This window comes from Paraherbaspirillum soli, assembly GCF_042654985.1.
Classification (GTDB): Bacteria; Pseudomonadota; Gammaproteobacteria; order Burkholderiales; family Burkholderiaceae_D; genus Paraherbaspirillum; species Paraherbaspirillum soli.
The window spans coordinates 313,497-324,437 of the sequence record NZ_JBHSMT010000013.1 but is presented as its reverse complement, the minus strand read 5'-3'; the positions used below and the strand labels follow the sequence as shown (position 1 = coordinate 324,437).

The window sequence follows — 10,941 nt, the reverse complement described above, 5'->3', positions numbered from 1 at the left end:
TGGCCTCCGTGGCTTTTTATCGCGGCATGTGAGATTGACAAACCGTATTTAAGAATTGCATCCCTTATGAGCTCAGTACCTATTACCAAACACGGCGCCGGATTGTTGAAGGAAGAACTGCAGCGCCTGAAGACAAAAGAACGGCCGGCCGTTATCAATGCGATCGCCGAAGCCAGGGCGCACGGCGACCTGTCTGAAAATGCAGACTATGATGCGGCCAAAGAGCGTCAGGGTTTTATCGAGGGCCGGATCGCCGATCTGGAAGGTAAATTGGGTGCGGCGCTAATTATCGACCCGACGACGCTGGACGCAGACGGTCGCGTAGTGTTTGCTGCCACCGTTGATTTGGAGGATTTGGAATCGGGCGAAAAGGTGACTTACCAGATCGTCGGTACAGATGAGGCCGATATCAAGCATGCCAAAGTGTCGGTGACCTCGCCGATCGCACGCGCCATTATCGGTAAAGCGGCTGGCGATGTGGTCGAAGTTCAGGCGCCGTCCGGCGGTCGTGAATATGAGATTCTGGAAGTCCGCTACGTTTGATTTTATTCAATCCATATCTCTCCTTGCATCGCTGGCAAAAGATGGCGATTGCGGGAGTTTGGTATTGAAACCATGCCAAGTGCGCAGTCAGGAGTAGCAATGTTCGCAGTGCGTGCCAGATTGTTGATTGCCACTGTATTAGTGGGAAGCTTGTGGACGGTCGGCGGTTTGGTGGCGCCGACTTTGTTTGCTACCTTGCCTGACCGTGTGCTGGCTGGGACCATCGCCGCCAACTTGTTTCGGATTGAGGCATGGCTGGTGCTGGGGTGCGGGGTCGCGCTAATCATGTTGTTCAGCTACCGAACCCATGACGATGCGGCGCCATTGCGCAAAATGCTGCTGCGACTGACGTTGGCGATGATGTTGTGTACGCTGGTCGGCTATTTCGCAACCCAGCCGTTCATGGCCAGCTTGCGTGCGGCTGCGGCAGGCGCTGGTGGCGTGATGGCATCAGGTGCAAGAACGCAATTCGGCATTTTGCATGGGATTGCGCAAGGCTTCTATCTTATCCAGAGCCTGTTGGGTGTTGGTCTGATTTTGAAGTTGAGAAATTTGCGCTAAATGCTTATTTTGCAGTTTGGCGCACAAAGGGGCGGTTCGCGATAACCCGGTAATTACGCTTGATGCAACGCGTAAAAACCCCCTTTGTTTGCTGGAGCCAATGACAGCGCCGTCTCCGATTAACTACCCAGTGCTGATTTCTTGCTGCTCTTTTGACGCGGCTTTGCGCGCTTGATAGAGCCGCCTGCGGTAACGCGTTCGTTACCCTTTACCATCACTTTGGTGACTGATGGCCGCTTGGTCCCACTCGGGCTAGGTTTGACGATGGTGACTTCGCGCATGCCTTTGCCACGCGTTTCGCTGCGTTCCTTGACGGCATCTTTTTGTGGGCGATACAGCACCAGCAGTTTGCCGATATGCTGCACCGGCGCGGCACCGAGTTTGTCGCAAATAGTTTCGTAGATCGTAATCCGCGCTTCGCGGTCATCGCCAAACACACGCACTTTGATCAGGCCGTGGGCATTCAGGCTGGCATCGATTTCCTTCAGCAGGGACGGTTTCAAACCATCTTCGCTGATTAGTACCACTGGATTCAGTCCATGGGCTTGGGAACGGAGCTCGCTGCGCTCGGCGGATGTAAGTTTCAACATAAAAATTCCTTAAAAACGGTATTCTACGCGAATGGCAAAGAAGAAATTAAACAAAAACTGGCTGCACGATCACATTAACGACCCCTACGTGAAGCTGGCGCAAAAGGAAGGCTACCGCGCTCGTGCCGCCTATAAGTTGAAGGAAATCGACGAGCTCGATAAATTGATCAAGCCGGGGCAGATCATTGTCGACCTCGGATCCACGCCGGGAAGCTGGTCTCAGTACGCTCGCAACAAGCTTGCGGGTCAGGATGGCGGCGGCATTCACGGAACGATCATCGGCCTGGATATTCTGCCGATGGAACCGATCGCCGACGTCCATTTCATCCAGGGCGATTTTCGTGAAGAGGAAAGCCTGCGTCAACTTGAGCGCTTGTTGGCTGGTCGTAAGGTTGATCTGGTATTGTCCGATATGGCGCCAAATTTATCCGGCATTGCGATTGCCGATGCCGCAAGGGTTGAGGAAATTATCGATTTGGCGATTGAGTTTGCGCAACAGCATATGAAACCGGGCGGAGCCTTGTTGGCCAAATGTTTCAACGGTACGGGCTACAACGAAGTTCTGACAAAATTTCGCCAGGAATTCAAAACCGTGGCTTCCAGAAAGCCAAAAGCGAGTCGCGATAAATCATCGGAAATATTCTTACTCGGAAAAATATTGAAGAATCCACGATAATTATCGGATTAAGAGTATTTAATCCTTGATTTTTCATAGGTTTAGCCGCATATCCCGCCTAGTAACAGCTGCTTATTCCGAGTAAAATCTACGCTACATACCTCGAAGCTGTACCTATATCAGGCGCACAGCGCGTCCAAGGAGTTCTAGTGAACAACATGTTTTCAAAAGCCGCCATTTGGGTGGTCATCGCCCTGGTGCTTTTCACCGTCTTCAAGCAATTCGATAGTCGGGGATTGGCTAGCGGCGCATCACCGATGGCCTACTCTGAGTTCATCAGCGAGGTCAAGGCCGGTCATGTCACTGAGGCTGTCATTGAAGATCGCAGCATTGTTGCGACCACCTCGGATGGCAAGAAAGTGAAAACTGCCACCACTAGTCTGGATCGCGGCTTGATCGCTGACCTGATTAATAACAACGTCAAATTTGACGTCAAGCAACCGGAAGAGCCAGGGTTCCTGCAACAGATTTTCATCTCCTGGTTCCCGATGATTTTGCTGCTCGGCGTCTGGATCTTCTTCATGCGACAAATGCAGGGCGGCGGCAAGGGCGGTGCTTTTTCGTTCGGCAAGTCGAAGGCGCGCATGCTTGATGAAAACAGCAACTCAGTCACTTTTGCCGATGTAGCCGGCTGCGATGAGGCTAAAGAAGAAGTATCCGAACTGGTCGACTTTCTGCGCGATCCAACCAAATTCCAGAAACTTGGTGGCCGTATTCCCCATGGCGTGCTGATGGTCGGCCCGCCGGGTACTGGTAAGACTTTGTTGGCGCGAGCGATCGCCGGCGAAGCCAAAGTGCCATTTTTTACTATTTCGGGATCCGATTTCGTTGAAATGTTCGTTGGCGTGGGCGCGTCGCGTGTACGCGACATGTTTGAAAACGCCAAGAAGCATGCTCCTTGCATTATTTTCATTGATGAAATTGATGCGGTCGGTCGCCATCGTGGTGCCGGCATGGGAGGCGGCAACGATGAGCGCGAACAAACATTGAACCAGATGCTGGTTGAAATGGATGGCTTTGAAGCCAACTCCGGCGTCATCGTGATCGCTGCAACCAACCGCTCTGATGTGCTGGACAAGGCTTTGCTGCGTCCAGGTCGTTTTGACCGCCAAGTGGTCGTCGGCTTGCCAGATATCCGCGGCCGTGAACAGATCTTGAACGTTCACATGCGCAAGGTACCTATTTCCACCGATGTCAAGGCAGACATTTTGGCGCGCGGCACCCCTGGGTTTTCCGGTGCCGATTTGGCTAACCTGGTCAACGAGGCGGCATTGTTTGCGGCGCGGCGCGCCAAGCGATTGGTGGAAATGCAGGATTTTGAAGACGCCAAAGACAAGATTGTCATGGGTCCGGAGCGCAAGTCCGCAGTGATGCGGGAAGAAGAGCGTCGCAATACCGCCTATCACGAATCCGGTCATGCGGTGGTTGCCAAATTACTGCCGAAGGCCGATCCGGTTCATAAAGTGACGATCATGCCGCGCGGTTACGCGCTGGGCTTGACTTGGCAATTGCCGGAACATGATCGCGTCAATATGTACAAGGACAAGATGCTGGAAGAGATCGCAATCTTGTTCGGCGGTCGTATTTCTGAAGAAATTTTTATGCACCAAATGTCGACCGGTGCTTCCAACGACTTCGAACGCGCAACCAAATTGGCGCGTGCGATGGTCACCCGTTACGGCATGTCGGAAAGCCTCGGTACGATGGTGTACGAGGATACTGAGCAGGATGCGTATTTTGGCCGCATGTCTTCGAAGACAGTGTCGGAAGCTACCCAGCAAAAAGTCGATGCGGAGATCCGCCGAATTCTCGATCAGCAATATGCGCTTTCGCGCCAGTTGCTGGAAGAAAACCGCGATAAGGTCGAAGCGATGACAAAAGCACTGCTGGACTGGGAAACCATCGACGCCGACCAGATCAACGACATCATGGAAGGTCTTGATCCGCGCTTGCCGAAAGCTGGTAGTTCGGTTCGGAAGGCGCCGAGCGACAGTTCATCAGGCGGTGTTTCCCCGAATGCGACTGCACCTGCTTGATAGGTCGTGTTGAGGGTGTTGTCGGTGTGTGTGTTGACTAAGCTTTGCTGATCTGATGCAAATAAGGGTGAGGAGCGATCCTCGCCCTTTTTATTTTTCCGCTGATTTTCAATGCTGATTTTTAATATTTAAAAATGGAAAAATATTATCAATGCGGTCGTTATCGATTGCCGATCAATACGCCGGAGGCGCGGCCGCTGGTGATGGGCATTCTCAACATAACGCCTGATTCGTTCTCGGATGGCGGCAAGTTTTATTCGCTCGAATTTGCGTTGTCGCATGCGGAGCAGATGATCGCCGATGGCGTTGATATTATCGACATCGGCGGCGAATCGAGCCGTCCCGGTAGCCCGGCGTTATCCGAGGAAGAAGAGTTGGATAGAGTGATGCCTGCGATTTACGCCTTGCGCGATTGCGGCAAACCGATATCGGTTGATACTTATAAGCCGGCAGTCATGCGTGAGGCAATTGCCGCCGGTGTCGATCTTGTTAACGATATCAATGGTTTTCGTGCGCCAGGCGCTCTGGAGGCTGTCAGGGACAGCGACTGTGCGTTGTGCGTGATGCATATGCAGGGAGTGCCTCAGACCATGCAAGCGAAGCCTGAATACGATGATGTGATAGCGCAGATAAGCGATTTTTTACGCGAGCGCGTGGCAGCGATGGAGCAGGTCGGCATTGCGCGAAATCGTATCAGTATCGATCCAGGTTTCGGGTTCGGTAAAACCATCGCGCACAATGTCGCTTTACTGCAAAACATTGGGCATATTCAGCAAGCGCTGGATTTGCCGTTGTTGGCGGGTATGTCGCGCAAGACCATGCTTGGCGATTTGACCGGCAGGCCGATCGAAAAGCGTCTTGCGGGCAGTCTTGCTGCTGCATTGGTTGCGGTTGCCCAGGGTGCTAAGATCATCAGAGTTCACGACGTCGCCGAAACTGTTGACGCACTTAAAATTTGGCACGCAGCACATACGACTACCGGCAATTGGTCGAATATTTGACGTCATGCCACAGGCGAGCGGGTGTCGGATGTTCGTGTGAGGCATGCAACGCATGCGTATGAATAATTTGGATAAAACTTAATATGAAAAGAAAATATTTTGGTACCGATGGTATTCGTGGTCACGTCGGAGTTGCGCCGATTACGCCCGATTTTGTGATGAAACTGGGCTACGCTGCCGGCAAGGTGTTGGCACAGGCGGAATCCGCCTCAGGCAAGCCTACGGTATTGATCGGCAAGGACACGCGAGTTTCGGGCTATATGCTGGAGGCCGCACTGGAGGCAGGATTCGCCGCCGCCGGAGTTGACGTGATGTTGGCGGGGCCCATGCCGACTCCGGCAATTGCTTACTTGACACGGGCTTTGCGCTTGTCGGCCGGGGTCGTGATTTCGGCCTCGCATAATCCGTTCGACGATAACGGTATCAAATTTTTTTCAGCTCAAGGCAATAAATTACCGGATGCAGTCGAAGCCGCGATTGAGGCGGAACTAGAGCAGCCTATGGAATGCGTTACATCTGAAAAATTAGGCAAGGCCAAGCGGCTGGATGACGCTCCGGGGCGCTATATCGAATTTTGCAAAAGCACCTTCCCAAATGAACTGGATTTGCGAGGCCTGACGATCGTTGTCGATAGCGCGCACGGTGCTGCCTATCACATTGCGCCATTCGTATTTCATGAGTTGGGCGCAGAGGTAATCGCGATCGGCAATCAGCCGAATGGCTTTAATATCAATGCCGGTTTTGGCGCGACCGCACCCGATGCGCTGGCACAGTCAGTCCGTGCGAATCGCGCAGATGTCGGCATCGCATTGGACGGTGATGCGGATCGCCTGCTGATGGTCGATGCCGACGGCCGCATATACAACGGCGATGAACTGCTGTACGTCATGGTCAAGGCGCGGATGAAGACTGGGCCGGTAAAAGGCGCGGTTGGGACCTTGATGACCAACATGGCGTTGGAAGTGGCTTTTCGCCAAATGGGTGTCGAATTCGCTCGTGCCAAGGTTGGCGATCGTTACGTGCTCGAGTTGATGAGGGAGCGCGGCTGGGATCTCGGCGGGGAAGGGTCCGGTCATCTTTTATGCCTTGATAAACATACTACTGGCGACGGCATCGTGTCGGCGCTGCAAGTCTTATCGGCTTTGAAGCGCAGCGGTCAGACGCTGGCCGAGCTCACTGCAGACATTGCGCTTTACCCGCAAACCTTGATCAACTTGAAAGTCGCGGCGGGTTTTGACTGGCAAAAGAATTCTGCGATCGTGGCAGAGAAGGAGGCCGTTGAACAAGAGCTAGGCGACAGCGGCCGCGTGTTAATTCGTGCATCCGGCACCGAGCCGCTGATTCGCGTGATGGTCGAAGCGAAGAGCGCTGACCTGGCGCAGGCGATGGCACGTCGAATAGCTGACAAAGTGCCGGCTTGATTGTCGTGTCGACGCGCATTTCATTGATTCTTTAATCCGGTTTTCAAAGTCCTGATGTCGAAATATCAAACCCACATTTTGATTGTCGAAGACGAGCCAGGCATCGCCGAACTGTTGAGATTCACTCTTGACGATGCCGGGTTTTCTTGCGAGATCGCACACAGTGCAAATGAGGCGCGGCAGGCTATCGTCAACCTGCTGCCGCAAGCAGTATTGCTGGACTGGATGCTGCCGGATACGTCCGGCCTGGCCCTGTTGCAGGAATGGCGCAGCCAGGCGCGCAGCGCTGCCTTGCCAGTCATTATGCTGACCGCCAAAGGCATGGACGAGGATAAGGTAAGAGGCTTGAATGCAGGGGCTGACGACTACGTTACCAAGCCATTCTCGCCAAGAGAATTGATTGCACGGATTCAGGCCTTATTACGACGCAAAGCGCCGGAGCTCGGTCAAAACTTGTTGACGCATGGTTTGATTCGCATGGATACCGATCGCTACCAAGTCACGGTGAACAGTCAAGAAATTGAACTGGATCAAGCCGAATTCAAATTGCTGCGTTTTTTGATTGCGCATCCGGACCGGATTTTCTCGCGCGCACAACTGCTCGACAAAGTTTGGGGCGACCACACTTTCATTGAGGAGCGCACGGTTGATGTCCACATCATGCGCTTGCGTAAATCGCTTGGATTGGCCTCCGATTATGTCAAGACCGTACGCGGTGTCGGCTACAAGCTGAACGCGGAACCGGCTGTTTGATAAGTGAGGAGCGGCGCAAAATTTTTTGCATTTTTTCTCGCAAATTATTTCAATTTCTGGTCTAATGCGTGTCTTGAGTTTTGACGCAGTTAGTGTTCTCAGAGTGCTGATATTGAGTTGCGTGTTGCAGTGAAATTTTTTAAGTTTTTCTGCATTTAGTTGTCGCAAATTGTTTCAAATTCTGGTCTAATGCGTGTCTTAAGTTTTACCGCAGTTAATGCTTTCTGAGCGCTGATGTGGAATGGTTTTTGGCAGGAAAAGTTCTAAATTTTCTGTGTAAAAAAGCTTGACGCAAAATGCATATTTGAGTATTATCTTGCTTCTCGGAGTGTAGCGCAGCCCGGTAGCGCACCTGGTTTGGGACCAGGGGGTCCAAGGTTCGAATCCTTGTACTCCGACCACATTAAAAAAACGGGCTGTCTTTTGACAGCCCGTTTTCTATTTGTAGCGGGAAAAAATGCTTCTTGAAACAAAGAGCATTAATCGTAGCAAATCCATGCGATTTGTATGAATCGTAGGGCACATCGAAGAACCGTAGCGAGCGGTTCAAGGTCGGGGCGAGAAGCACAGCCGTACGGAGGTACGGCGAGCATCGCAGTCGCGAGATTGAGCCGCGCAGTAGGTTTTTCGAAGGGCCCGGTAGTACCGGCGGAACAATCCGGCCGTAGCTCAACTGGATAGAGCATTCGGCTTCTACCCGAAATGTTGGGGGTTCGATTCCCTCCGGCCGGACCAGTTTTCTGCCTGTCGTATTCAGCATCACCCGGCACATCCTTTCCAGCACACGCTTCCATATATCGTCACAGCCGATGCCGCCATGTTTTTTCTGGTGGCAGATTTTTTTCGTCAATTTGCTATTGCGTAAGCATCGGCTGAGCTCCGCCTTGACGAACATTCAGGACGCTGCGGATCGTGTGGCTAACGCAATTTCTCTACGCGTCGTGCATCAGTACACTTCTACGCAAGCATGGCTCTCTGAACTCGACGGTCGTCCAAGAAACCAATTCAATTTAATATTATGGTTGCAGGTATCGTTGGGCGAGTTAGCCCAGCCGGCGAGGGCGCTTGTCTTGAGCCGACTAGTCAAAGAATTCAAGTTGAGCCAGATTTTTTAAGGGGATACTGAATGTCGGACTTGATGTCCTTGCCTGGCTTTGACCCTCCGCCAAAACCGACGGATCGCCTGCTTTTTGCGGTCTTGCCTGATATCTCTGTCGCTATGTGCATTGAGCAGCTAGCCCATGCGCTACGCTCCAAGCACGCCTTGCACGGCACGCCGCTGCATGCCGGACAATTGCACATTACGCTTCTTGGCTTGGGCGATCATGTCGGTCTGCCGAAATATCTGCTTGCCGCTGCATTCTGGGCCGCTTCACAAATTACCCAAGAGGCGTTTCCAGTTCGGTTCGACAAGGTGCTGACCTTTCGTTACAAATCCCGCGTGTCGGACAAATATCCTACTGTTCTTTGCAGCAGCGAGGGCGCAACTGGGCTGACGATCCTGCATAAAGGTTTGGTAGATGCTTTGCGCAGTATCGGGTTCGGGGGCATGTCGGCAAGTTTGACGCCTCACATGACCTTGCTATACGACAGGCAAAAAATTCTCGAACATACGGTCGAGCCAGTCGAATGGGGCGTGCGCGAGTTCGTGCTATTGCGCCGGCACATTGACCAGAGGCGCCCTTATTCGGTGCTAGGTAAGTGGCCTTTGCGTGGCGTACCTCATGCGGGCCTATTTTGACCGGCACCGAGAACAACCAGGAATCATTGGATTGTTGCGACGCTAAATCGCGCTGCAAAATGACAACGGGCCCGGTAATCAATACCGGGCCCGTTATTTCATGGGCAGTTCTCGCTCGCTAATTGCTTAGCGGCCGCGCCCACCAGAGCGATGTGGCGACGCAGGACGCGCTTGAGAGTTGTTCCCGCCGCCATGGCCGCGGGACGGGCCGTGACTTGGCCTTGCTGCGCCTGATCCTGGTGCTGTAGCGCCCGGGGTGCGTTGGCTTTGGGAGCGTCCACGTCCGCCACCAGCACCGCCACGATTTCCACCGCCGCCGCCGCTGCGCAACTGAATCGGCTGCGCGCGAGCATTTGGATCTGGCTCAAAGCCGACGATTATTTCTTTTGGCAATTCGCGTTTGATCAGTTTCTCGATGTCTTTCAGCATTTGGTGCTCGTCGACGCAAACTAAGGACACGGCTTCGCCGCTGGCGCCTGCACGGCCGGTACGGCCGATTCTATGGACGTAGTCTTCCGGCACATTCGGCAAGTCGTAATTGACCACGTGTGGCAGCTGGTCGATATCAATACCGCGCGCAGCGATGTCGGTCGCCACCAGCACTTGCAGGCTGCCGTCCTTAAATTCAGACAATGCACGGGTACGTGCTGATTGGCTCTTGTTGCCATGGATCGCCATGCCGCTGATGCCGTCCTTTTCGAGTTGCTCGACCAATTTGTTGGCGCCATGCTTGGTGCGGGTGAAGACCAGCACTTGCGACCATTGGTGAGTCTTGATCAGGTGGGCGAGCAGCGGATGCTTGCGATCGCGATCGACCGGGTGAATTTTTTGCTGAATCACTTCAACGGTCGAGTTGCGGCGCGCCACTTCGATCATGGCCGGTGAGTTCAGTAAACTATCGGCCAGGGCTTTGATGTCGTCCGAGAAGGTGGCCGAAAACAACAGGTTCTGGCGCTTCTTAGGCAGCACGGCAAGAATCTTCTTGATGTCGCGCACGAAGCCCATGTCGAGCATGCGGTCAGCTTCGTCCAGAATCAGGATTTCGACATGGTTCAGGTTGACCGTCCCCTGTTGCATGTGGTCAAGCAGGCGGCCTGGTGTGCAAACCAGGATATCGACACCATGCTTTAGCAATTTGATTTGCGGATTGATGCCGACGCCGCCGAAAATAACGGCGGAGGTGAGTTTTAGATATTTGCCATACAGGCGCACGCTTTCTTCGACCTGCGCCGCGAGTTCGCGGGTTGGCGTAAGGATCAGTGCCCGGACTGGTCGTTGGCTGCCGGTTGGATTGGTGGCCGCGGTCGAGAGACGATGCAGCACAGGCAAAGTAAATCCGGCAGTTTTCCCGGTCCCTGTTTGGGCGCCGGCGAGTAAATCGCCGCCGGCCAGCACGGCAGGAATTGCCTGGGTCTGGATTGGGGTCGGGGTGGTGTAACCGTGTTCGGTTACTGCGCGAACGATGGCTTCGGACAAGCCGAGTTCAGAAAATGACATGACTACTCAATAGAAGAATATCAGCCTGTCGCCTCATGGGGCGCCAGTCGCAGGCAAACGGATTAGAGGGGGAAGAGGAGTCGTTTGACTCCTTGACAGCAGCATTTGACTGGAGAATGTGC

The 10,941-nt window shown here is 53.4% G+C and carries 10 protein-coding genes and 2 tRNA genes; 10 read left to right on the top strand and 2 right to left on the bottom strand.

The genetic code is table 11. The features are described from left to right. Positions 1 to 66 precede the first annotated feature (66 nt). Positions 67 to 543 (top strand): transcription elongation factor GreA, encoded by a 477-nt coding sequence (greA, locus tag ACFPM8_RS09060; protein WP_378997166.1) that lies wholly within the window; start codon positions 67 to 69, stop codon positions 541 to 543. 99 nt (positions 544 to 642) lie between these two features. Beyond that, the gene (locus tag ACFPM8_RS09055) at positions 643 to 1,104 is read left to right on the top strand and encodes a DUF4149 domain-containing protein (protein ID WP_378997165.1); all 462 of its coding nucleotides are present in this window, start codon (positions 643 to 645) and stop codon (positions 1,102 to 1,104) included. 119 nt (positions 1,105 to 1,223) lie between these two features. Here ACFPM8_RS09055 and ACFPM8_RS09050 read toward each other — a convergent pair whose 3' ends face one another. Then, the gene (locus tag ACFPM8_RS09050) at positions 1,224 to 1,694 is read right to left on the bottom strand and encodes a YhbY family RNA-binding protein (protein ID WP_378997164.1); all 471 of its coding nucleotides are present in this window, start codon (positions 1,692 to 1,694) and stop codon (positions 1,224 to 1,226) included. Positions 1,695 to 1,725: 31 nt separating this feature from the next. Here ACFPM8_RS09050 and ACFPM8_RS09045 point away from each other — a divergent pair, with 31 nt between their 5' ends. The 8 genes from ACFPM8_RS09045 (at position 1,726) to ACFPM8_RS09010 (ending at position 9,322) form a co-directional block, all read left to right on the top strand. Continuing rightward, positions 1,726 to 2,370 (top strand): RlmE family RNA methyltransferase, encoded by a 645-nt coding sequence (locus ACFPM8_RS09045; protein WP_378997163.1) that lies wholly within the window; start codon positions 1,726 to 1,728, stop codon positions 2,368 to 2,370. A gap of 149 nt (positions 2,371 to 2,519) precedes the next feature. Continuing rightward, positions 2,520 to 4,406: an ATP-dependent zinc metalloprotease FtsH gene (gene ftsH, locus ACFPM8_RS09040; RefSeq protein ID WP_378997162.1), complete on the top strand. Its 1,887-nt coding sequence runs from the start codon at positions 2,520 to 2,522 to the stop codon at positions 4,404 to 4,406. Positions 4,407 to 4,540: 134 nt separating this feature from the next. After that, positions 4,541 to 5,407, top strand: coding sequence for a dihydropteroate synthase (gene folP / locus ACFPM8_RS09035; protein WP_378997161.1), 867 nt, complete (start codon positions 4,541 to 4,543; stop codon positions 5,405 to 5,407). A gap of 83 nt (positions 5,408 to 5,490) precedes the next feature. Beyond that, positions 5,491 to 6,828, top strand: coding sequence for a phosphoglucosamine mutase (gene glmM, locus ACFPM8_RS09030; RefSeq protein WP_378997160.1), 1,338 nt, complete (start codon positions 5,491 to 5,493; stop codon positions 6,826 to 6,828). A 54-nt stretch (positions 6,829 to 6,882) separates the two neighbouring features. After that, positions 6,883 to 7,581, top strand: a complete 699-nt coding sequence (locus ACFPM8_RS09025; RefSeq protein ID WP_378997159.1) for a response regulator — start codon at positions 6,883 to 6,885, stop codon at positions 7,579 to 7,581. Between the two features lie 324 nt (positions 7,582 to 7,905). Then, positions 7,906 to 7,982: transfer RNA gene (locus ACFPM8_RS09020), tRNA-Pro, on the top strand. 257 nt (positions 7,983 to 8,239) lie between these two features. Beyond that, positions 8,240 to 8,316, top strand: a tRNA-Arg gene (locus ACFPM8_RS09015). A 391-nt stretch (positions 8,317 to 8,707) separates the two neighbouring features. Continuing rightward, entirely contained in the window at positions 8,708 to 9,322 is a 615-nt protein-coding gene (locus ACFPM8_RS09010) for a 2'-5' RNA ligase family protein (RefSeq protein ID WP_378997158.1), read from the top strand. A gap of 126 nt (positions 9,323 to 9,448) precedes the next feature. Here the strand turns inward: ACFPM8_RS09010 and ACFPM8_RS09005 are convergent, their stop codons facing one another. Then, on the bottom strand, positions 9,449 to 10,819 hold the full coding sequence (locus tag ACFPM8_RS09005) for a DEAD/DEAH box helicase (protein WP_378997157.1): 1,371 nt from the start codon (positions 10,817 to 10,819) through the stop codon (positions 9,449 to 9,451). Between the last annotated feature and the right edge of the window lie 122 nt (positions 10,820 to 10,941).

Bases quoted from the DNA above. Each gene is read 5' to 3' on its own strand.
- greA (WP_378997166.1), top strand. From the start codon at position 67: ATGAGCTCAGTACCTATTACCAAACACGGCGCCGGATTGTTGAAGGAA.
- ACFPM8_RS09055 (WP_378997165.1), top strand. From the start codon at position 643: ATGTTCGCAGTGCGTGCCAGATTGTTGATTGCCACTGTATTAGTGGGA.
- ACFPM8_RS09050 (WP_378997164.1), bottom strand. From the start codon at position 1,694: ATGTTGAAACTTACATCCGCCGAGCGCAGCGAGCTCCGTTCCCAAGCC.
- ACFPM8_RS09045 (WP_378997163.1), top strand. From the start codon at position 1,726: ATGGCAAAGAAGAAATTAAACAAAAACTGGCTGCACGATCACATTAAC.
- folP (WP_378997161.1), top strand. From the start codon at position 4,541: ATGGAAAAATATTATCAATGCGGTCGTTATCGATTGCCGATCAATACG.
- glmM (WP_378997160.1), top strand. From the start codon at position 5,491: ATGAAAAGAAAATATTTTGGTACCGATGGTATTCGTGGTCACGTCGGA.
- ACFPM8_RS09025 (WP_378997159.1), top strand. From the start codon at position 6,883: ATGTCGAAATATCAAACCCACATTTTGATTGTCGAAGACGAGCCAGGC.
- ACFPM8_RS09010 (WP_378997158.1), top strand. From the start codon at position 8,708: ATGTCGGACTTGATGTCCTTGCCTGGCTTTGACCCTCCGCCAAAACCG.
- ACFPM8_RS09005 (WP_378997157.1), bottom strand. From the start codon at position 10,819: ATGTCATTTTCTGAACTCGGCTTGTCCGAAGCCATCGTTCGCGCAGTA.